Source organism: Gardnerella vaginalis ATCC 14018 = JCM 11026 (assembly GCF_001042655.1).
In the GTDB taxonomy this organism is placed as follows: Bacteria; Actinomycetota; Actinomycetes; order Actinomycetales; family Bifidobacteriaceae; genus Bifidobacterium; species Bifidobacterium vaginale.
This window is the reverse complement of the sequence record NZ_AP012332.1, coordinates 869893-892290: the sequence shown is the minus strand read 5'-3', so window position 1 is coordinate 892290 and position 22398 is coordinate 869893. Positions and strand designations below refer to the sequence as shown.

The following is a 22398-nucleotide window of genomic DNA, read 5'->3' as shown; positions in this document are numbered from 1 at the left end:
TTTTATCTTATGCTATGAACATTTATCTGAAAATGAAGTTTGTACTAAAAAATTTGAATTTTATTAATAATATTGATGGCAATGCTAGTGTAATATTAAAAATATGAGCGAAGTTATAAATGATAATACTATTGATAAGCTTGCTGTTGTTGTAGTTACTTATAAGCGTCAGGAGTTGCTTGAAAATCTGTTTAAATCTTTTGAACGATTAAATCAATGCCCATGGAGGATTGTTGTTGTAGACAATGAGAAGAGTGAAAAAACTCGTGATATGGTGCAAGATTTAGATGATGTTCTTACACGTCGCTGGGGTTCTGCTAGCGTGGATAATTTTGGCGATTCAAACCGCGTTGTTTACGCGCCTCAAAGCAGCAATCTTGGGGGAGCTGGCGGTTTTAGTGCTGGTGTTAAAAAAGCGTATGAACTTGGCGCGCAGTGGTTCTGGGTTATGGACGATGATGTTGAAACTGTTCCAGAATCTATTGAACGTCTTTCAAAGTGGACTAAAAGCCACGATGTGATTCAAGGCAGCCGTTTAGACTACGACGGTGGCGATTTTTATTGGCAATATAAATTTATTGTTTCTCTTGGAATCCCTAATCCAATTGCTCCAGCAGCATTTGGACCATCTGGGTATCGCGTTATGAACACTATGTGCTTTGAAGGCGGATTGTTTAAGCGCAATATTGTAGAGAAAATCGGTTTGCCAGATCCGCATTATTTTATTTATTGGGATGACACAACTTACGGATACCTTGCTAGCAAAGTTACGAATCCGATTGTTGTAAAAGATGTTATTCTTCGTAGAACTCGTAATATTCCTAATTGGGATATTGCTGGCGTTCGTCAACTAAATTCTACTTCTGACATGAATCGTTACCATATTATGCGAAATCGTGGTTTTATGGCGCGATACTTTATGATTCATGGCGATTATCGACCATTTATGTTTGCTCTTGGAACGGCATTAACTGCTGCAAAAGAGTTTATTAGGCTTGTTGCTGTAGATCGTGAGCATATTTTAAGTGGTGTTAAAAAGCTTTTTACTGGTTGGATTGCAAGCAGAAAAATTTTGCATGATCCTAATTGGAAGCCAATGCCTCCGTTGAAATAGTGTACAAAAATTAAGTCTTAAAACATCTTAAAGCATCTTAAAACATAAACTAAAAGCCACCTAGCATTTGCTAAGTGGCTTTTAGTTTTTTTATTTTATCTCTTTTTCAGTGGGAGAGGTCGATTACCATTCGACCACGAATCTTACCGCTGAGCATCTCGTCGAAGATGTCGTTAATGTCTTCCATCTTGCGCATATGGCACTGTGGAACAACTTTGCCTTCAGCACCAAACTGGAACGCTTCTTCCAAATCCTTACGAGTTCCAACAAGGGATCCAACCAAACGGATTCCGTCAAGAACAAGGCGAGGAATGCTAAGTTCCATGTCTTCTGGTGGAAGACCAACGGCTGCAACAGTGCCGCCTGCTCGCACAGAGTCAACTGCGCTGTTAAAAGCAGCCTTGCTTACAGCGGTTACGACAGCGCCATGAGCGCCGCCTACCTTCTTCATAGCAAATTCAGGAACATTTTCCTTAAGTGGGTTCACGCACAAATCTGCGCCATATTCCTTAGCAAATTCAAGCTGAGCATCGTTAACATCTACTGCGATTACGTGCGCACCAAATACGTTCTTTGCATATTGCAACGCAAGATTACCAAGACCGCCAAGACCGAATAAAATAAGCCATTCGCCTGGATGTACGCCAGATTCCTTAATAGCCTTGTAGGTTGTAACGCCAGCGCAAGTGATGGAGCTTGCAGGAGCTGGATCCAAGCCTTCTGGGACCTTTACTGCGTAGTCTGCTGCGACGATGCACTCTTGAGACATGCCACCATCTGCAGTGTATCCTGCGTTCAAAACGCTACGGCAAAGTGTTTCTCTGCCCGTGGTGCAATATTCGCAATGTCCGCAACCCTTGAAGAACCATGCTACAGATGCACGGTCGCCTGGCTTTAATGTTGTAACACCAGGGCCAACTTCCTTAACAATACCAATACCTTCGTGTCCAAGAACCACGCCTGTTTTATCGCCAAAATCTTGGTTCTTAACGTGAAGATCGGTGTGGCATACGCCGCAGCACTCCATATCGAGTAAGGCCTCACCAAATTCCAATGGGCGGAGTTCCTTCTCTACAACCTGAGCCTTCTTATCTTTGGTTGCAACAATAGCCTTCATAGAAACCTCCTTGTTCTATGCTTCATTTTTGAAAAACATTACCTTTTCAGTTTTCTTTTACCTGTTTGGCAAAAGCTATCTTTTATTCTACATTATTTTTACGATTTTTCATGATAAAAATCACATTTTAAGAAAAATTTTATAAAAATTTCTGGCTTAATGATAATAATTATCGTAATCAATATTTTTCTTTTATTCAACACTCCGTAAAATTGCATGTATATTGCAGAAAAATCACTATAAATTTTTATTTTTACTCATAACTTGCATTTAAAAAGAAATCAGGCTATTATGACATTTTGTTTGCGGACATAGCTTAGTTGGTAAAGCGCAACCTTGCCAAGGTTGAGACCGCGGGTTCGAGTCCCGTTGTCCGCTCCATTTTTTTTTCTTCTGCTTTTGTCATATTTTTTTAGTTTGTTTTAGTCATCTTTGTTTTATGAAAATATAAATTTATTAAATAGTTATTGACATACAATATCTAGCGCTATAGATGTTGTCTATACATATAGTCTTTTTGATATAAATAATCTATCATGACTTTAATGCTGAATTCTGATTCTAAATAATTAGATTTAGCAAATAGGTCAAAATATTGCTAATTGCAAAAAATGAAAATTTTTTAAATAAACAATTAGAGATTGGAGTTGTTATGAGCCTTATTGGTACGCATATTCTTCCGTTTAAAGTAAACGGATATAAAAATGGTGAATTTGTAGAAGTAAGCGATAATGATGTTCTTGGAAAGTGGGCTATATTCTTCTTCTATCCAGCAGACTTTTCGTTTGTGTGCCCAACAGAGCTTGAAGATCTTGCAAATCACTACGAAGATCTTCAAAAATTAGGCGTAGAAGTTTATTCTGTTTCAACAGACACTCATTTTGTTCACAAAGCTTGGCACGATGACTCTAAAGCTATTGCAAAAGTAAAATACACAATGCTTGGAGATCCAAACGGCGCGCTCTCTAAAAACTTTAATGCTTTGAATGAGGAATCTGGTTTAGCTCATCGCGCAACATTCTTGGTTGATCCTCAAGGAAATATTCAATTCTACGAGATGACAGCAGATGGAATCGGCAGAAATGCAGATGAGATGCTTCGCAAAGTTAAAGCTGCTCAATTTATTGCAGCCCATCCAGGAGAAGTATGTCCAGCAAAGTGGGAGCAGGGAGAAGAAACACTTGCTCCATCTATTGACTTGGTTGGGAAGATCTGATTTTTTAAAAGTCTGATTTTCTAATAATTAATTTACTGCTAAAGATCTGCTACTTAAGAATAGAAAGTGAAAATAATGTCTTTATTGGATTCAAACTTAACTACTCAACTTGCTGGATTACTAACAAAAATGGTTAATCCTATTAATCTTGTTGCATATGTTGATAGTAGTAAAAATTCTCAAAAAGTTATTGAGCTTTTAAATGAAGTAGCAGATCAAAGCAGCAAAATCACTGTTATAGAAGGTGATAAAAGTCGCGTAAATCGCAAACCAAGTTTCGCAGTACTTAATCCACAAACTAATGTGTCTGTAAGCTTTGCTGGTTTACCTCTTGGACACGAGTTTAGCTCTTTAGTTTTAGCGATTTTGCAAGTAAGCGGTTACGCTCCCAAAATAAGCGATGGTCAGCGCAAAGCAATTTTGAGCATTGGAAGTCATGAAGTTACAACATACATGTCTGTTACTTGCATTAATTGCCCAGAGGTTGTTCAATCGCTTAATACAATTTCGATTATTAATCCTAAAGTAAAACATATTGCTGTAGAAGGGAGCGCTTTTAAAGACGAGGTAGATTCTCTTGGCGTAATGAGTGTTCCTGCAGTTTTTGAAAACGGAAAGATGATTTCTTCTGGAAGATCATCTATAGACGAATTAGTTGCGATTCTTTTAAGTCAAGAGGAAAATAGCGATTCAAGCAATTCTAAGGTTTCTGGCGATTCTTCACTAGCACAAAAAATGAACGCCAAAAATCCGTACGACGTTATTCTTGTAGGTGGAGGCCCTGCTGCAAGCGCCGCAGCGATTTACACAGCTAGAAAAGGCCTTAAAACAGCAATGATTATGGACCACAGAGGCGGTCAAGTTGTTGAAACAGAAAGCATTGAAAATCATATTTCGCAAACGCACACAACAGGCGCAAAGCTTGCTAACGATTTAACAAACCACATTGCTCAATATGACATTGACGTATTTACTCCCGATTGGGCTACATCTTTAGATATTGCTGAAGAATCTTACGGATTGCACACAATTAGTACTAAATCTGGCGGAAGCTTAAAAGCTAAAGCAGTGATTATTGCAACAGGCGCTACATGGAGAACACTTGGCATTCCTGGGGAAGACGAATATAGAAACAAGGGAGTGTCGTTCTGTCCGCATTGCGATGGTCCATTATTTAAAAATAAGAATGTTGTAGTTGTTGGCGGAGGAAATTCTGGAGTCGAAGCTGCAATAGACTTAGCAGGTGTTGCAAATCACGTTACTCTAATCGAGTATATGAACACGCTTAAAGCAGATCAAATATTAGTTAATGCTCTAAATAATCTTTCTAATACTACTGTAATAATAGGTGCTGCTCTTAGTTCTATAGAAGGAGACGGAACAAAGGTTATTGCAGTACGTTATAAAGATCGCAATGCTAATAATGGTGAAAATAGTGAGAAAATTTTGCACACAGACGGCGTGTTTGTTCAAATTGGTTTAATGCCAAATACTAAATGGATTTCAAACAAACTAAGCTTAAATAATCGTTCGGAAATAGTAACAGATAGAAAAGGGTGCACGAGTGTTCATGGCATTTTTGCTGCTGGCGATTGCACAGATGAGCCTTATAAGCAAATTGTTACAGCATATGGATCTGGAGCAAACGCGGCTCTTAGTGCATTCGACTATCTAATTAGAAATGTGTAAAACTAGATTAACTTTTAACGCATAAGCTTTTGATACTTAAAATTTATATATATTATATTCTTACTACTTTTAATAAGAAAGATGATTACGTGAACATTAAATCACTTGAATACTTAATTGCTTTTGCAAAAGAGGAAAGTTTTACAAAAGCAGCTGAACGTATGCACGTTTCTCAACCAACGTTGTCTACGCAAATTAAAAAGTTAGAAGATTTGCTTGGAGTTTGTCTTATTGAAAGAACTCCTGGAAAGCAAATTCTAACTCCAGCAGGCAGAGAAGTCGTGTATTATGCAAAGCGTATTCATGCCGACGTTTCAAGTATTTATCAAGCAGCAAGGCGATTAGAAGACCCATGGTCATCTACTATAGTTTTAGGCGTTTTTCCAACATTATGCCCTTATCTTTTGCCAAGAATAATGCCAGTTTTGCGTAAAGTTAAGCCGAATTTTAATATTCGATTTGTTGAAGAAAAGTCTGCTAGCCTTGTAGAAATGTTGCATAGTGGTCAGATTGATGGCGCAATATTAAGCGAGCAATTAAATGAATCTTCTTTGAAAGTAAAACATATTTTTGACGAGGACTTTTTATTGGCTGCTTCTACAAATTCGCAGTTTGGTCATGAAAAAACTCCGATTGATGTTTCGCAATTGTCTAGCCAAAAAGTGCTACTTTTAGAAGATGGTCATTGCATGCGTAGAAGCATGATAGATGTATGTCAAAAAGTTGGTGCAAAACAGTCTGAATTTTATGCTACGTCTTTGGAAACCTTACGATACATGGTTGTTGGAAGTAAAGATGTGACTTTGCTTCCGCGTCTTTCTATTCTTCCTCCAATTGTTCAGCCATCAGGATTAACAATTCGCGAGTTTAAAGATCCAAAACCATATCGTTCGCTGTATTTAAACTGGAGAGCAGCTTCTCCAGTGGATCAAATTATGGACGGTTTAGCTAAGATTATTTCTGGTGCATGCGTGAATTTGCATAAGTGAAGTTAATAAAATTTATATTTTTAAACTTTAAAAGCAATTAAAGCATTCACATGTTAGATTAAAACAAGATTGAAATGAAATATAATTTGATTTTGTTCTAAAAGAGTTAAAACATATTCTACTTCTAATTGTGTTTTTCGAACCGATAATCAGCTATACTTAAAATGTTTGAGTAAGAATAAATGCAACACGTATGGAAATCACTTAAATATTTAGTTTTACGGGTTTTACGAAAATAGTAGTTGGCTTTAAAACGAAAGAACGAGGAATATGCAAGACGAAGTGCAATCTAGCAAGAAAATAGATTCTGCCGAAAGTAGTGAAAAAAATCGCTCAGATATTGCAGATGATAGTATGCAGATTGTGCAGGAAACCATTAAAACATTGTGGGAAAATAGAGAATCTATTCCAGTTAGGATATTTTCTAAAAAGCATATTTTTAAAGATTTTCCAATGATGCCAAAAAACGTAAAGTTAGGTTGGATTAAACTTTCTGGGAAAAAACATGGTATAGCTATTGGATTATTCAATGATGATTGCAAACGTTTTCGTCAGCTTGCTGTTGCAGATTTTGAAGGTCGTGTTTATACAGGACATGACATTTCTATTGAAGATACGATGGAAAGAATACCAGAGTTATCTTTTGTAGAACAAAATTCTATGACTCTTAAAGATTCGTTACGTTTCTATGGTGTTGATGATAGGAAAATTACTCATGCGAGTCATGCGCGTAAAAAAGTAAATTCAATCAATAAAAATAATCGTGAATCTGATTTAGTTGTTATAAGAGGAGATGTAGTTGTTCAGCTATCACAAGATGAAGGCATGCAATGGGTATCATCTTGGATTCGTAAAGTTAATGACAAAAAAGAAGCATATACTCTTGAAGAAACTAGAGTTTTGCTTCCTGACAGACTCCGTTGCAATCTTTCATACTGCGATGCTATTTCAACATCTTTCTTTGCATCGTTCTTTATTCCAGATATAACTAGAGCGTTTAGCGGTTTCGGATCTGGCAATATTTTTAGGCGTCTTACAAAGGAAGCCCCTCTTGGAGCTATTAGAAGAAGCATTATGGATTCAAAAGTGGCGGAAAAAGCAGGTTTGCGTGTTTCGTCAATGGAAAAATATTTTGCTTATCTTATGTTAGATTCTGGCGCTTTAGAACATAGTGGTCCGCTTGAAGCTGTTCATGGAGCAGAACGCTTACATTTGCAAAAGTCGCAAGTTTCAGACGCTAATTTCCTAGTATGGGATGATTCTTTAGAAGCAAAAGCTGCGTTGAAAGTATTGCGAATAGAAGGTGCTATTAACCGTTTCCAGTCCATTAGTAGTTGTTTAGAAGAAAATTGCGCTAATGGCGGTAATTTAACGGAAAATTCTGTAAACTTTGGTCAAATATCTGAAATAGATTTATCGTTTATAGAAGATCCAGCGTTTTGTGCTAACGGCGAATTGGATATGAATAGTTTTGGTAATCCTTTACAAGACGACAATATTCGCCCATTAATGCACTTGTGGAATACTGCAAAAAAATCTAACGACCTTTATATTTACAAGTCAGATGGATCTTCTAATTGCGAATGGTCTTATAGGCAAAGATTATCTGGATTAATTAGAAGTCTTTATTTACCATTTAGGTTTGATACTGATTTTCGCTCTAATCTAGAAGACGGTAATGTTGCATTAGCATTTATGGCAACTGGCAGTTCGATGATGCCTACTAGAAGATTTGATTCTGCTAACCAAAAATGGATTACTTTAACTAATGCAGATAAGTCTCGTATGACAACTGATTACAATCTTCGACTTGGAATAATCATGGCAACCCTTGCATTTGGAGCAAGTGAAGAAGTACAGAATGTATCTATAAGATTAGATTCAATAGGCTTAGAAGAAATGGTTGCTGCTCAAGATGATGCTATGAGTAAAATCCTAAATCAAACAATTAATGCTTTGAATAATATGAATCGTGAGGCAGCTCGTTCTAAAGGCGATCCTAAAGATGGAGATATTCATGGAGATGTTAATAACGGACTAGCGAATGTGCAAGATTTACAAAACTTCACTAATCATACTATTCTTCACGAAGATGAAGTGACTGTGCCTGATAGTAGTAATAAAGCCACTGGTAGCAAATCGATAAATTCTAGTGATAGCTACAGTGATACTGAGATTAGTGATAGCAATACGAACGATATTGGATCAGATCCTATTGAACCTGATCCTATGGATGCTTTTAGCAAATACCCAACTGTAAAGTCTTTATTGACAGTCACATTCAATCGCGAATCTTTTATAAAACATATTCGTGCAAATGGGTTGAATAATCCTCTTGGCGCATACAAAAAATTTAACGCAAATATGAAAATAGATGAAGAAGGCGCATTAAACCCGATTGAACCAAGCTTTGATCTGAGAGATAGTTGTTTTTCTCCTCATGGAGCACAGGAAGAACCTGAGTTTTCAGATGTAATTTTTGACATCAAATCTCAAAAAACATTAGGTACTACCAACTCTAAAGGTCTTTCAATTCAAAGAGAAGATTTATTACAACAGGCTGTTGCGGATTTTCATCACATATCGTCAGAAGTAATGATATCTAATGCAGAAAAAGCTCGTATGGCAATGGATATTGTGGAAAGTATTGACGATCCAGAATTAAATGAGAAAGCAAATCTTATAACAAGCGCTTTAATAGACGAAAAAGAAATACCCGAAATATCTTTTAAAGTTTCAAAAGATATTTATAATATGAGACTTCATGCTCATGAGCAATTTATGAGTGGAGACTTGGAAAATGCCATCGAAGAATACGAAAATGCAGTAAAACATTTCGATTCCATGTTTTCCTTCAACGATGTTGTACCAAGATACTTTAATTCCTACGCAGAGCGAGTTGTATACAATCGAATATTTGCAACCCAAAATGAACGTATGATACTTATACCAGATGGTCTTTTTTACGCGTATATGGAGTTAGCAGACTTACTAACTCAACTCAGCAGGCATGAGGATGCACTAAAACACTTAAACACAATGGTTTCATACGCTCCAACATATGTTATTTCTCATCTCAAGTTAGCTTCACAGCTTACAGAGAAAGAAGATTGGACTTCTGTAGAAGCAGTGTGTCTAAACGCATTACCAGTATGCTTTGATAGAGAAGACGCCGCTTTTATATATTACAGACTTGCTTACGCAGAGTGGATGCAAGATAATTTCCCTCTTGCTGTAGCAGCATATAAAATGGCAGACAATTTATCTTCTGGAAAAATTGAGTCTATTGAAATAGAGCTTGATGAATTACTGAGCCGTATGCAGTCACAGTGCATTCCAGCTCCTAATGATATGTCTCAAGTAGAAGAAGTTTTAAAAATAAACAATGTTCCAAAATGGCCAGATGTTGAAGCTTATGAGATTATAGATGAAGCCGCAAAAATAACAGTAAACGAGGGAATGTTTGTTATTGCACGAACGCTTTCCGTCGCAAGAGCAAGAATGCTGTTCAGCAACAATTCATCAGATAACGTTGTTCAAATGCAGTTTTTGCGCTCGCTTAACTCATAAACAACTCTTATTAAATAGTAATTATAATCAGTTATTGACTCCTGTCTGGTAGATAGGATAATGAAAAGGTTTTGAAGGGAAAGCTTATGATTGCGTCTAATAGCGATAAGTCGTCACACGCAGTTGGAGAACAATTATCTCTTTTCGACGATTTTGATGATTCGCTAAATACTGATAAATCAAGTGTTAACAACGATTCATTATCTTCAAGCATCAGCAAAGTCGATAATCAAAACCAAAATGTTCATGAGCCAGGCGAGAACAATACATCTAACACATCACACGAGTTTAGTTCAACTACAGATTTTAATGATTGGATTTCTAAATTAGAGCCAACAGATGTAGACGCTATTGCATTATCTAAGCTAGAACCTTCACTTTTAACAAGCGAGCAAGCTGCTAGATTATGGGCAAAATTAGCTGCTTGGGCTCAATCAGATCAGATAGCTTATTATGTTGATGATTCACCAAGTAGTTCTGACGCTGCTTATGACACAAGAATGCGAGTTTTAAGCTCACTAGAATCTACATTCCCAATATTAGATACGCCTCAATCACCAACACATAGAGTTGGTGGAACTTTTTCGAACGATTTTGCGTCAGTTAAACATCCATCAAGAATGATGAGTTTAGACGATGTATTCTCATTAGAAGAGCTAAAATCTTGGTACGATAGCATTATTCGTGATTTAAAATGGCCTCAAAATAAGCCATTGCCAATGACATGCGAAGTAAAAATTGATGGACTTGCGTTAAATCTCATATACAGAAATGGAACTTTGGAACAAGGGCTAACTCGAGGAGATGGCGTTACTGGAGAAGACATATCTCTGAATGTAAGAACAATCGAAGAAATACCGACTCAGCTTAAATGCGAAAATTCAGACGATATTCCAGAATTTGTGGAAATTCGTGGTGAAGTTTTTATGAAATGGGCGGATTTTAGAAAGCTGAATATTGAGCAAGAAGATTTAGGAAAGCCTGCTTTTGCTAATCCAAGAAACGCTGCTGCAGGGTCTTTAAGACAAAAGGATCCTAGAATCACTGCAACAAGAAGATTAAGCTTTATAGCGCATGGATTAGGTGATTTAAAGTGGAAAGATTCAGTAAGAAATGATTCTGAGCATAAATCACATAAGCAAACATCGTTTAATCAGTCGGACGCATACGAGCTGTATAAAAAATGGGGGATACCCGTATCTCCTTATACTCGCAAAGTTACGTCTTTTGAACAAATAGAAGATATGATTGAATACTATGGAGAACATAGAAACTCTATTATTCATGCCTTAGACGGAATTGTAGTCAAAGTAGACGATCGTGCTTTGCAAAGAGAACTAGGGTCTACATCTAGAGCACCAAGATGGGCAATTGCGTACAAGTATCCTCCAGAAGAAGTAAATACTGTTCTTAAAGACATTGTTGTTCAAGTAGGAAGAACAGGTAGAGTCACTCCTGTTGCTGTTTTGGACCCAGTAACTGTTGCAGGATCTACAATATCGCGCACAACATTGCATAATCCTTACGAAGTTGAGCATAAAGGTGTTCTTATAGGCGATACTGTTGTTGTTCGTAAAGCTGGCGATGTTATACCAGAATTAGTTGGTCCAGTACTAAAGTATAGGGATGGGAATGAAAGCAAATTACGCAAATTTGTTATGCCAGAGTATTGCCCATCATGCGGATCTAAGCTTGCACCTGCTAAAGAGGGAGACAAGGATATTCGTTGTCCAAATGTAGAAAACTGCCCAGCACAATTAACAGAGAGAATAATTAATCTTGCATCGAGGCACGCATTCGACATTGAAAATCTTGGAGAATCTTCTGCACTAGCTTTAACAAATCCAGAAGATTCTAGACCTACAACTGCAGAGGTCTATCATCCTGATATTGACAAAATAGTAATTCAGCGCGGCTCTTCTTTGCAACCAACTATTCCGGAATCTGTGTTTGATCTTCCAAAATCTCAAGAACCTGTTATAAGAAGCGAAGCGGATATTTTTAACATTACTGCAGCCGATTTGCGAAATATTAAAGTTTGGAAAGAAATACCTCTTGTTGAAGAATGGAAAGAATTAGGAAAAGACGGAAAATTAAAGAAAAGAACTAAAAAAATAGGCGGATCTGGATTGTGGAGACAGGTTTCTGCATTCTGGACTAGACCTTTAGAAGCTACAAGAAGAAAATCCAATGATGATTCCAACAGTGATGAGCTTAAGGAATCTTTAAATCCAGATTACCCAATATTTGAAGTTCCTTCTGACGCTTATGTAATAAGGTTAGTTGAAAAGAAAATTCGTAAAAATAATGTTCTTCAAACAGTGAGTGTTCCTGAATACACTCGTCCAAGCGAAACAACAAGAGCAATGTTAGAAGAAATAGCTCAAAAGGGTAAGTCTGCAACACTTTGGCGTGTGCTAGTGGCTTTGTCTATTCGTAGACTTGGTCCGCCTACAGCAAGACTAATAGCGGCAAGATTTGGTTCAATTGAGAATATTTCTAAAGCATCTGTTGAAGATTTAACACAAATTGATGGAGTTGGTCCAGAAATTGCTCAAGCTGTATACGATTGGTTTGAAAAATCGAAGAATCCTCAAGATTGGCGTAGTGAAGTTTTACGTAAATGGAATGAAGCCGGAGTAGTTGGATCTTCTGACTCTTCTAATGCGGACAGTATCGAACAGACTCTTAGTGGCAAAACGGTTGTTGTTACAGGATCATTAGAAGGCTTTACCAGAGATTCAGCTAAAGAAGCTATTTCTTCTAGGGGAGGAAAAGCAGCCTCTTCTGTTAGCAAAAAGACGTATTGCGTTATTGTAGGAGAAAATGCTGGTTCTAAAGCCACTAAAGCAGAAGAACTTGGTATACCTATGCTAGATGAGAATCAATTTAAGATTTTGCTTAATACTGGCAGTATTGAATCTGCTCTAGATAGCAAATACGAACTTGATTTTAAGAACGAATCGTAAAAGTTAAAAATGAGCAGCACTATTGAACTCGAAACTCGCATTTACGATCTATTAGGAAGTGTTATTGATCCAGAATTAGGTCGTTCAGTTACTGAACTAAATATGGTAACTGGCATACACGTAAGTGGAAAACAAAATGTCACTAGTGTATGCGATTTTGATAATTCTTATCCAACTTATGATGTGACTATAAGCATAGAACTTACTGTTCCAGATTGTCCTCTAGCACAAGTAATTACACAGAGAATTCAATCAGCTGTAAAAAAATATCCTAATGCAAATCTTGTTCCTCACGTAAATATAAGCGCTATGAGTAAGGATAAGCTTGCGAAACTTGTTTCGGATTTGAAAGAGGAACGTAAAGAAAATCCTTTTAATAAAAATGGCGTTAAAACAAGAATTTTTGCTATAGCATCTGGAAAAGGGGGAGTTGGAAAGTCTTCCATAACTGCCAATTTAGCAGCCACTTTCGCGGCTCTTGGATACAAAACAGCAGCAATAGATGCAGACGTTTATGGATTTTCTCTACCGCGTATGTTTGGTGTTACAAGTCAGCCTACTAATTTGAATGGCATGCTTATGCCAGTGGAAGCTTGGGGAGTTAAACTGATTTCTATTGGAATGTTTGCTGGAACAGATCGTGCGATTTTGTGGCGTGGTCCTCGCTTGCAACGTTCTCTTGAACAGTTTCTTTGCGACGTTTGGTGGGCAGACCCAGATGTGCTTCTTTTAGATTTGGCGCCTGGAACTGGAGATATGGCTCTGGCTGTTGCTCAATCATTGCCTAATGTGGAGCTTGTGGTTGTTACAACTCCTCAGCCTAGTGCTTCAGATGTTGCCGTTAGAGCAGGTCTTATGGCGTTGCAAATTCCAGTTAATGTGCGTGGAGTTGTAGAAAATATGAGTTGGTTTGAAAATAATGGAGCGCGCTTGGAAATCTTTGGTTCAGGTGGCGGAAAACGCGTTAGTGACCAGCTTTGTAAAGCTCTTGGTAAGAATGTGCCTCTTTTAGCACAAATTCCATTAGATACGAGTATTAGAGAAATTGGAGAGTCTGGCAGACCTGCGGTTTTTAAAAAGGATGGAAGCCTAGCTAATTCACAATTATCTAACACCTTTATTCAACTTGCTAAAGCTTTAATGGAAACTGTTAAATAAAACTATTAAATATGGGGTTACTTAAAAATTAAGTAACCCCATATTTAAATGATTAATGATTAATTACTTAATAGCATTCAACCATTGTTCTTTTGTAGCTTTTTCAGCCTGAAGCTTAGCCTTACGCTTTGCATCTTTTTCACTTGCAATTTTAGAATCAAGTTCCTCGAGCTGAGCCTTCAATTGCGTAGCAAAACTAGACTTACGAGCGTCTGCCTCTGGGTCAGCATCTTTCCAAGCAGCATCTTCAACAGCCTTAATCTTCTTATCCACATCATTTAAGCGGGATTCAATTCTGCGCATATCTTCGCGTGGAACAAAACCAATCTTGTCCCATTCTTCTTGAATCTCAGACAACGCTTTGCGAGCTGCTTTTGCTGCTTCTTCATCTTTAACAGGAAGAAGAGCTTCTGCCTTAACAAGCAAAGCTTCCTTCTTGGAAAGATTTTCTTTTTCACCAGCATTCATCTTTTCTCTATCTTCTTGACGAGCATGATAGAATGTGTCTGCAGCTTCACGGAACTTAGCCCATAACTCATCGTCGTGCTGACGACCAGCATTTCCAGCCTTCTTCCAGCGATCCATCAAAGCATTAAACTTCATAGAAGTCTCACGCCATTTAGTTGATTCCTTCAAGCTTTCAGCTTCAGCAATAATGGCTTCCTTAATTTCTTTAGCAGTATTTCTTTCAGTATCACGCTCCTTAACCCAAGCGTTGCGTGCTTGAGTGAAAGCAGAACGAGCTTTAGAAAATCGCTGCCACAAAGCGTCAGCATCCGCCTTATTGAGATGAATCGTAGTGCGCTGATGTTGCTGCCACTTGTCAAACAGGGAACGAAGCTTATCTGAAAGCGAGCGCCAATTTGTAGAATCACCTATTTGAGCAACTAACGTTTCTGCCTGTTCAACAATAGCAGTACGTTCTTTAAGAGCTTTATCTAATTCATCTTTGCGAGCTTTTGCAAGTTCTTCTTTTTTAGACGCAGCCTTAGCTTGCAATTCGGCGTGTCGAGCATTCAAAGCAGCGATGTCTCCAACTACCGATGGTTCCTTAAGATCCGCCTCTAAAGTAGCTAAAGTCTCATCAATTTCCTTAGGTCTCACATTAGACGATTCAAGTCTTTTTTCGAAGAGATCAAGCTTGATCTTTAAGTCAAGATAACGATGTACGTAGAAAGTCAAAGCATCCTCTGGAGTACCAGTAGAATACTGACCCACTTCGCGTTCGTCAGCTCCTTCACGAACATAAACGTTTCCATTTTCATCAACTCGCCCAAAGGTTTTAGCGGTTTTAACATCTTCGTCGCTATACGAGATAGTTGGAACCGCAGCAACAACGCGAGCCTTGTTAGCAAAGTTTGCAGGCGACGGCGCATGCGGCTTTGGGGTAGTTTGTTTAGTAGTTTCTTCAGGTTTAGTCTGTTCGGTCACGGGTCGACTCCTTACAGCAAATGCACGGTAACAGTGTTACGAATAAGTATGACGGTAAGCCATGATTTTTCCGCAACATAACCTATTATAGTGGACATGGTACAAGGCTCATCAATATCTGGTTTTCCAGAGTGGCTTCCTAGTGAGCGCGCTGTTGAACAGCGTGTTATGGACACATTGCGGGAAGTATTTGAATTAAATGGTTTTATAGGCATTGAAACTCGTGCTGTTGAGCAGGGTTCAAGTCTGTTAAAAAAAGGCGAAACTAGCAAAGAAATATATCTTTTGTCTAGATTGCAAGAGGTGGGGCATGAAAGCGACACTCCTGTTGAAAATCGAATAGGTTTGCATTTTGATTTAACAGTTCCTCTTAGTCGTTATGTTGTTGAACACACTGGCGATTTAGCTTTTCCTTTTAAACGCTGGCAGATGCAAAAAGTTTGGCGCGGCGAACGTCCGCAAGAAGGACGCTTCCGTGAATTTGTTCAAGCAGATATTGATGTTGTGGGGAATGGTGATTTGCCGTCTCACTACGAAGTAGAGCTTCCTCTTGTTATGGTAGAAGCACTTGAACGTTTGCGCGAATTTGGATTACCTAAAGCCACTGTTCACGCCAATAATCGTAAGCTTTCTGAAGGTTTTTATCGAGGTATTGGTTTAAGCGATATTGAGGGAGTTCTTCGAGAAATCGACAAACTCGACAAAATTGGCGCTGAAGAAGTTGCTAAGCTTTTGGTAAAAGAGTGCGGAGCTACGGACTCCCAAGCTGCTGCATGCTTAGAATTGGCTGAACTTACTGCTGAAACAGGAGATGAGTTGAAGTCTCGTTTCGATGAATTATGCGATAAGCATGATATTTCTCGCAGTGAAGATAACGAATCGTACACTTTAGCTTCACAAGGTGTTGAAACTCTTGCAATGATTGTGGACGATGCAGCAAAAATTCGTCCAGGTGCTGTTGTGGCAGATTTGAAGATTGCGCGAGGATTGGATTATTACACTGGCTCTGTGTATGAAACATTCTTGGATGGTGCTGAATCCCTTGGATCAATCTGCTCTGGCGGACGCTACGACAATCTTGTTTCTCAAGGTAATAAAAAGTATCCAGGCGTAGGTCTTTCTATAGGACTTTCGCGTTTACTTTCTTATATGCTTCACACAGCTGGTGCCACTGTTTCCCGTGTTTCTCCTGCTGCAGTATTGGTGGCAGTTTGGAATGAGGAAGATAGGTCTGCTTGTAACGAGATTGCTCGAAAGCTTCGTGCTAGAGGAATTGCTGCCGATGTCTCTCCAAGTGCAGCAAAACTTGGTAAGCAGATAAAATATGCAGATAAGTTAGGTATTCCTTATGTGTGGTTCCCAGCTGATAGTGCAGATTCTGAATCTAACCATGATGAAGTGAAGAATATTATTACTGGGGAACAAGTTTCTGCAGACGCCACGTCTTGGCAACCAGATACTGTTTATGCCCGGCAGACTGTTTCTTGCGCTCAATAATTTGCTTTATATTTTAAGAATATATTTTGCAATATTTGAACGCGCGATTCATGCGGTAAACTATTAAAGTCAAAACAAAAATTAACAAAATTATTTAAACAAGGAAGTGGACTTATGAGCCAGACGGCGTATCGCACACACCATGCCGTTGAAGTGACTGAGACCTTGGTCGGACAGAACGTAACCATTGCTGGTTGGGTTGATCGTCGCCGTGATCACGGTGGCGTCGCTTTCGTAGATGTTCGTGACAACACAGGTTTAGTGCAGGTTGTTATTTACGATGAGGAAACTGCGCGACCATTGCGTAGTGAATTTGTTGTTCAGGTTACTGGCGAAGTTCGCCTGCGTCCAGATGGCAATGAAAATGACCATTTAGCAACAGGAAAAATCGAAATCGTTGCGAATAAAATGACAATTCTCGCTAAGTCCGATGCGTTACCATTCCAGGTTTCTACAGCATTGGAAAACGAGTCTGAAAACAAGCTTCCTAGCGAAGATGTTCGTTTGAAGTATCGTTATCTTGATTTGCGCCGCCCATCAATGCAGCGTAATCTAAAGCTTCGCTCTGATATGGCTAAGGCAGCTCGTCACGCTTTGGAAGATATGGACTTTACAGAAGTAGAAACACCAACGTTTATTAAGTCCACTCCAGAAGGCGCTCGCGACTTTGTTGTTCCAGCACGTTTGGTTCCAGGATCTTGGTACGCTCTTCCACAGTCTCCTCAGCTTTTAAAGCAGTTGCTTATGGTTTCTGGCGTTGAACGCTACTATCAGCTTGCTCGCTGCTATCGTGATGAAGATTTCCGTGCTGATCGTCAGCCTGAGTTCACTCAGCTTGATATGGAAATGAGCTTTGCAAGCCAAGAAGATGTTATGGCTATGGCAGAGCGCGTTATTGCTGCTATTTGGAAGGAAGCTGGTCACGAGATTACTCTTCCTTTGCCTCGAATCACTTGGCAGGAAGCTATGGATAAGTACGGTTCCGACAAGCCTGATTTGCGTTTTGGAAACCCACTTATTGAGTTGACTGACTTCTTTAAGAACACTCCATTCCGCGTGTTCCAAGCTCCTTATGTTGGCGCTGTGCTCTTTAAGGGCGGTGCAGATACACCTCGTCGTCAGTTTGACGCATGGCAGGATTGGGCTAAGCAGCGTGGAGCTAAGGGCTTGGCTTATGTAGTCTTTGGTGAAGATGGTGAGCTCAAAGGCCCTGTTGCTAAGAATCTTAGCGAAGAAGAGCGTGCAGGACTTAAGGAAGCTGTTGGTGCGCAAGATGGCGATGCTGTATTCTTTGCAGCAGGAAGCCGTGAATCTTCTCAGCTTTTGCTTGGTGCAGTTCGTGTAGAGCTTGCAAGCCGCGCAGGATTACTTCACCCAGATGAGTTTGCTTTCACTTGGGTTGTTGACTTCCCATTGTTTAAGCGCACAGATGATCCAGACGATGATGATGTTGCTGTTGGACACTCAAAGTGGACTTCTATGCATCATCCGTTTACAATGCCATCTGCTGATTGGATTGATAAGTTCGATAAAGATCCAGAGCATGCAATGAGTGATTCTTACGATATCGTGTGCAACGGTAACGAGATGGGCGGCGGATCCGTTCGTATTCACCGCGACGATATTCAAGATCGCGTGCTTGATGTTCTTGGAATCGACAAAGCGGAAGCAGAAGAAAAGTTCGGCTTCTTGCTTGAAGCCTTTAAGTACGGTGCTCCACCTCACGCTGGTATTGCTTTGGGCTGGGATCGTACTGCTGCAATTCTTGCAGGCGCAAGCTCGATTCGCGACGTAATCGCCTTCCCTAAGGCTGGCGGCGGACGCGACCCTCTAACTGGCGCTCCTGCTCCAATTTCTGACGAACAGCGCGCTGAAACTGGCGTCGATTACGATCCAGAAGAAGACGAGTAATCGTAAATATAATAGAATGCAATAATTTACAATTTAAATATTGCTAATAAATGCCGTTAAGTTGTGTGATTGTATTAGGAAATCCGAACTTAACGGCATTTTTAAACTAAAATTAACATTTTGGTATCATTTTTATTGTTTTCCGTAACTTTATAAGCGTTTAAAAGTAACTATTACGATAAACGCATGTAACAAAAGAACATTAGAATCCTTTTTATGGATACTAAATTAAACAACACAAAAAAAGTAGCACAGCCGTTGGTGGAACTTAGCCATGTTGAAAAACACTACGGTAAGCTTCACGTTTTAAAAGATATTAACTTGACTGTTAATAAAGGCGAAGTGCTTGTTATTATTGGACCTTCTGGTTCTGGCAAGTCAACAATGTGCAGGACGATTAATCGTCTTGAAACTATTGACTCTGGAGACATTCGCATTGATGGTAAGCCTCTTCCTCAAGAGGGAAAAGAACTTGCCGCATTGCGTGCAGAAGTAGGAATGGTGTTCCAGTCTTTTAATCTTTTTGCAAACAAGACGATTCTAGAAAACGTTACGCTTGCTCCTATTAAGGTTCGTCATATGGAGCAGCAAGAAGCAGAAAGTTTGGCAATGGATCTTCTTGCTAGAGTTGGTGTTGATAATCAAGCTAATAAAATGCCTTCTCAGCTTTCTGGAGGTCAGCAGCAGCGAGTGGCAATTGCTCGCGCGCTTGCAATGCATCCAAAGGTTATGCTTTTTGATGAGCCTACATCTGCGCTTGATCCAGAAATGGTTAACGAAGTTCTTGATGTTATGGTTGAGCTTGCAAAAGAAGGAATGACCATGATTTGCGTTACTCACGAGATGGGTTTTGCACGTAAAGCTGCAGACAAAATCGTGTTTATGGCAGATGGCAGAATTCTTGAGCAAAATACACCAGAAGAGTTCTTTGAAAATCCAAAGACAGACAGAGCAAAAGACTTCCTTTCAAAGATTTTGACTCATTAATTTGACTCGTTTTTAAATCATTAATAGCGATTTTTTAAATCTTTAAGAGGTAGTTATGAAATATTTACACAATATTGCGCTTAAGTGTAAGCGTTACAAACTGGGATTAAGACATACATATCGCGCAATTTTATCTATGATTTGCGCATTGTGCTGCGTTCTACCACTTAGCGCTTGCAGTAAAAATAGTCGCAACGATGTAATACGCATTGGCATTAAGTTTGATCAGCCTGGTCTTGGCTTTAAAAAGTCTGGAACTTACGTTGGTTTTGATGTAGACGTTGCAAAGTACGTTGCCAAAAAGTTGGGTTACTCCGAAGATAGGATTGTTTGGAAGGAATCGCCTTCAAAACAGCGTGAAGCAATGCTTCAAAATGGCGATGTAGATATGATTGTTGCAACATATTCTATAACAGATGCTAGAAAAAACACTGTTTCTTTTGCTGGACCATACTTTATTGCAGGTCAAGATTTATTAGTTCGCAAAGACGAGCATAAAGTAAGCGGTCCAGACGATTTAGACGGAAAGCGTTTATGCTCAGTAACTGGTTCTACGTCTGCAATAGTTATTAAAGAGAAGTACTCTTCAAAAGTTCAACTTATGCAACAGCCTGGCTATGCAGAATGTGCAACAGCATTATTCTCTGGAATCGTAGACGCTGTTACAACAGACGATATTATTCTCGCTGGTCTTGCTACAGCATCTAGAGGCAGACTAAAGCTTGTTAGTAAGCCATTTACTGAAGAGCACTACGGCATTGGCATTAAAAAAGGAAACACTAAGCTAGCTAAGCGCATTAATAATGCTCTTAAAGACATGATTAAAAATGGTTCATGGAAAAGAGCTTTAGACGATAACATGCGCGGAACTGGTTTTAAGCCAAACGCAAAGTATAATCCGCCAGTAACAAATGAGGGGGAGGAGTAAAATGCAAGACTTTGTGCAATTATTTACTTCATACAATATTCCAGGAGCATTCTTGGTGAATATTGAAATCACATTGTGGAGCGTGCTTTTTTCAACGATTCTTGGTGTGATTCTAGTTATGATGAGGATTTGCCCAATTCATTCGCTTCGAATTATTGCAAGCGCATACGTTGAGTTCTTTAAGAATATGCCTCTAACAATAATCATGGTATTTATGGTTCTTGGCGTGTATGCTCAGCTAAAGCTCGGTTTTTCAACTGTTTTTAGCGTAAACTTCTTCTGGCTTGCAATTGCTGGCTTGAGTTTCTACACTGCAGCTTTTGTTTGCGAATCCTTAAGATCTGGTTTAAATACCGTACCTTTGGGTCAGGCAGAAGCATGTAGAGCGCTTGGACTTAACTTCTTCCAATCGGCTTTTAATGTGATTTTGCCTCAAACATTTTGCGGATCTGTAGCACCTCTTGGAAACACTTTTATTGCGTTGCTTAAAAATTCCACTGTTGCTGCAGCTGCATCTGTTGCAACTGAAACATCTACTCTTATGAGTGAGATGATTGAAAGGCATGCAGATTTGATTGTTCCAATCTTTTTGATTTTTGCGTGCGGATACATTGTGTTGATTATTCCAATCGGTATTTTCACAACTTATTTGTCTAATAAGCTTGCGGTTAGAAGGTGATGAAAATGGCAAAAAAACAAGAAAAATCTCTGTTATTTGATGCGCCTGGGCCTAAGGCTTTAAAAAAGATTCGCATTGCAAATATTGTTGCGTGCGTTGTGTTTGCACTTATTGTTATTGCTTTGCTTTTAAGACTTAGCAATCCTCCCGAAGGCGAAAATCAGCTTTCGTGGGATTTGTGGAATCCAGCTGTGGAATCGGAAGCGTGGACTGATTTTTATCTTCCAGGATTGTGGATGACTCTTAAAGCTTCACTTCTTGCCGTTGTGGGATCGATAGTTTTTGGACTTTTATTTGGTCTTTTAAGACTATTGCCTAACCTGTTTCTTCGCAGCATTTCTGCCGTTGTAGTTGAGTTTTGCCGCGCTGTGCCAGTGCTTTTGCTTATGATCTTCCTTTGGCGAGGATTTGCGTTTGCTGGAATAAGTGGCGCGTCTTACTGGGCCGTTGTGTTGTCTTTGATCTTGTACAACGGTTCCGTTGTTGCAGAGCTAGTTCGATCTGGCGTTGGAAATCTTCCTAACGGTCAGCGTGAAGCGTCTTTGGCACTTGGACTATCTCAATATCAGTCTTTAACACAAATCGAAATGCCACAAGCTATCATCGCAATGCTCCCAGCAGCAGTAACTCAGCTTGTTGTTGTGTTAAAAGACACTGCATTAGGTTCCATCATTATGTACACTGATTTGCTCCAAGAATCTAGACGACTTGGATCAATGTACTTTAACATTTTGCAAACTTTGACTGTTGCTGCAGTTGTGTACTTCTTGATTTGCTGGGCGCTTTCTTGGTTTGCTGAATGGCTCCCATCAAAGCTTAGTAGCAGAACGGCAGCTCCGACTGAACCAGAACCTGTTGCGCCAATCGCAATTATGGATCCTTCTAACGTGAATCAGATTGCTGTTGCTAAGGAAGTTAAAGAGCTTCCGTACGGTGGAACTCCTAGAAAGTACCACGTGCATCACCGCGGTACAAACGCTTCTATTCACCATTGGCGTCGTACTCGTTACTTGCAAGGCTACGATGAGCATCATCTAGAAACTGGTGACGAGAATTTAGATGATAGTCAAAATACTAACCAAGATAAAAATAATAAAAAGCATGATTAATTCTAATTTTTAGATTAATTATGAATAATAGCGC

15 protein-coding genes and 1 tRNA gene are annotated in these 22398 nt (G+C 39.2%); 14 read left to right on the top strand and 2 right to left on the bottom strand.

Going from position 1 to position 22398, the window contains the following annotated elements:
- Positions 1 to 103 precede the first annotated feature (103 nt).
- Positions 104 to 1114 carry a glycosyltransferase gene (locus GAVG_RS03435; protein WP_004111565.1) on the top strand — a complete coding sequence of 337 codons (1011 nt, stop codon included), beginning with the start codon at positions 104 to 106 and terminating at the stop codon, positions 1112 to 1114.
- 106 nt (positions 1115 to 1220) lie between these two features.
- Here the strand turns inward: GAVG_RS03435 and adhP are convergent, their stop codons facing one another.
- Positions 1221 to 2231, bottom strand: a complete 1011-nt coding sequence (adhP, locus tag GAVG_RS03430) for an alcohol dehydrogenase AdhP (protein ID WP_009994725.1) — start codon at positions 2229 to 2231, stop codon at positions 1221 to 1223.
- A 305-nt stretch (positions 2232 to 2536) separates the two neighbouring features.
- On the opposite strand from adhP, the gene GAVG_RS03425 reads away from it, so the two are divergent.
- From GAVG_RS03425 to GAVG_RS03395, 7 genes are all read left to right on the top strand, one after another.
- Positions 2537 to 2612 (top strand) — tRNA-Gly (locus GAVG_RS03425).
- A gap of 271 nt (positions 2613 to 2883) precedes the next feature.
- Positions 2884 to 3447, top strand: a complete 564-nt coding sequence (gene ahpC, locus GAVG_RS03420; RefSeq protein WP_004115062.1) for an alkyl hydroperoxide reductase subunit C — start codon at positions 2884 to 2886, stop codon at positions 3445 to 3447.
- A gap of 75 nt (positions 3448 to 3522) precedes the next feature.
- Positions 3523 to 5136: an alkyl hydroperoxide reductase subunit F gene (gene ahpF / locus GAVG_RS03415; RefSeq protein ID WP_004111570.1), complete on the top strand. Its 1614-nt coding sequence runs from the start codon at positions 3523 to 3525 to the stop codon at positions 5134 to 5136.
- An 89-nt stretch (positions 5137 to 5225) separates the two neighbouring features.
- Entirely contained in the window at positions 5226 to 6125 is a 900-nt protein-coding gene (locus GAVG_RS03410) for a LysR substrate-binding domain-containing protein (protein ID WP_004115065.1), read from the top strand.
- 270 nt (positions 6126 to 6395) lie between these two features.
- On the top strand, positions 6396 to 9695 hold the full coding sequence (locus tag GAVG_RS03405; RefSeq protein WP_009994729.1) for a tetratricopeptide repeat protein: 3300 nt from the start codon (positions 6396 to 6398) through the stop codon (positions 9693 to 9695).
- Between the two features lie 86 nt (positions 9696 to 9781).
- Entirely contained in the window at positions 9782 to 12664 is a 2883-nt protein-coding gene (gene ligA / locus GAVG_RS03400; RefSeq protein WP_009994731.1) for an NAD-dependent DNA ligase LigA, read from the top strand.
- 9 nt (positions 12665 to 12673) lie between these two features.
- Positions 12674 to 13822, top strand: a complete 1149-nt coding sequence (locus GAVG_RS03395; RefSeq protein ID WP_004111593.1) for an Mrp/NBP35 family ATP-binding protein — start codon at positions 12674 to 12676, stop codon at positions 13820 to 13822.
- A 63-nt stretch (positions 13823 to 13885) separates the two neighbouring features.
- On the opposite strand, the gene GAVG_RS03390 is transcribed toward GAVG_RS03395, so the two are convergent.
- Positions 13886 to 15253 carry a DUF349 domain-containing protein gene (locus GAVG_RS03390; protein ID WP_004111602.1) on the bottom strand — a complete coding sequence of 456 codons (1368 nt, stop codon included), beginning with the start codon at positions 15251 to 15253 and terminating at the stop codon, positions 13886 to 13888.
- Between the two features lie 96 nt (positions 15254 to 15349).
- On the opposite strand from GAVG_RS03390, the gene hisS reads away from it, so the two are divergent.
- From hisS to GAVG_RS03360, 6 genes are all read left to right on the top strand, one after another.
- On the top strand, positions 15350 to 16750 hold the full coding sequence (hisS, locus tag GAVG_RS03385; RefSeq protein WP_004111603.1) for a histidine--tRNA ligase: 1401 nt from the start codon (positions 15350 to 15352) through the stop codon (positions 16748 to 16750).
- A gap of 114 nt (positions 16751 to 16864) precedes the next feature.
- Positions 16865 to 18661 (top strand): aspartate--tRNA ligase, encoded by a 1797-nt coding sequence (gene aspS, locus GAVG_RS03380; RefSeq protein WP_004111605.1) that lies wholly within the window; start codon positions 16865 to 16867, stop codon positions 18659 to 18661.
- 216 nt (positions 18662 to 18877) lie between these two features.
- Positions 18878 to 19648: an amino acid ABC transporter ATP-binding protein gene (locus GAVG_RS03375; protein ID WP_004137994.1), complete on the top strand. Its 771-nt coding sequence runs from the start codon at positions 18878 to 18880 to the stop codon at positions 19646 to 19648.
- 55 nt (positions 19649 to 19703) lie between these two features.
- Positions 19704 to 20576, top strand: coding sequence for a glutamate ABC transporter substrate-binding protein (locus tag GAVG_RS03370; RefSeq protein WP_004111610.1), 873 nt, complete (start codon positions 19704 to 19706; stop codon positions 20574 to 20576).
- Between the two features lies 1 nt (position 20577).
- Positions 20578 to 21255 (top strand): ABC transporter permease subunit, encoded by a 678-nt coding sequence (locus GAVG_RS03365; RefSeq protein WP_004111612.1) that lies wholly within the window; start codon positions 20578 to 20580, stop codon positions 21253 to 21255.
- A gap of 5 nt (positions 21256 to 21260) precedes the next feature.
- Complete coding sequence (locus GAVG_RS03360) at positions 21261 to 22364, top strand: amino acid ABC transporter permease (RefSeq protein ID WP_004115083.1); 1104 nt, start codon at positions 21261 to 21263, stop codon at positions 22362 to 22364.
- Positions 22365 to 22398 lie beyond the last annotated feature (34 nt).

Excerpts from the sequence above, each read along its gene's own strand:
- GAVG_RS03435 (WP_004111565.1), top strand. The coding sequence starts at position 104 with ATGAGCGAAGTTATAAATGATAATACTATTGATAAGCTTGCTGTTGTT.
- adhP (WP_009994725.1), bottom strand. The coding sequence starts at position 2,231 with ATGAAGGCTATTGTTGCAACCAAAGATAAGAAGGCTCAGGTTGTAGAG.
- ahpC (WP_004115062.1), top strand. The coding sequence starts at position 2,884 with ATGAGCCTTATTGGTACGCATATTCTTCCGTTTAAAGTAAACGGATAT.
- ahpF (WP_004111570.1), top strand. The coding sequence starts at position 3,523 with ATGTCTTTATTGGATTCAAACTTAACTACTCAACTTGCTGGATTACTA.
- GAVG_RS03405 (WP_009994729.1), top strand. The coding sequence starts at position 6,396 with ATGCAAGACGAAGTGCAATCTAGCAAGAAAATAGATTCTGCCGAAAGT.
- ligA (WP_009994731.1), top strand. The coding sequence starts at position 9,782 with ATGATTGCGTCTAATAGCGATAAGTCGTCACACGCAGTTGGAGAACAA.
- GAVG_RS03395 (WP_004111593.1), top strand. The coding sequence starts at position 12,674 with ATGAGCAGCACTATTGAACTCGAAACTCGCATTTACGATCTATTAGGA.
- hisS (WP_004111603.1), top strand. The coding sequence starts at position 15,350 with ATGGTACAAGGCTCATCAATATCTGGTTTTCCAGAGTGGCTTCCTAGT.
- aspS (WP_004111605.1), top strand. The coding sequence starts at position 16,865 with ATGAGCCAGACGGCGTATCGCACACACCATGCCGTTGAAGTGACTGAG.
- GAVG_RS03375 (WP_004137994.1), top strand. The coding sequence starts at position 18,878 with ATGGATACTAAATTAAACAACACAAAAAAAGTAGCACAGCCGTTGGTG.
- GAVG_RS03370 (WP_004111610.1), top strand. The coding sequence starts at position 19,704 with ATGAAATATTTACACAATATTGCGCTTAAGTGTAAGCGTTACAAACTG.
- GAVG_RS03365 (WP_004111612.1), top strand. The coding sequence starts at position 20,578 with ATGCAAGACTTTGTGCAATTATTTACTTCATACAATATTCCAGGAGCA.
- GAVG_RS03360 (WP_004115083.1), top strand. The coding sequence starts at position 21,261 with ATGGCAAAAAAACAAGAAAAATCTCTGTTATTTGATGCGCCTGGGCCT.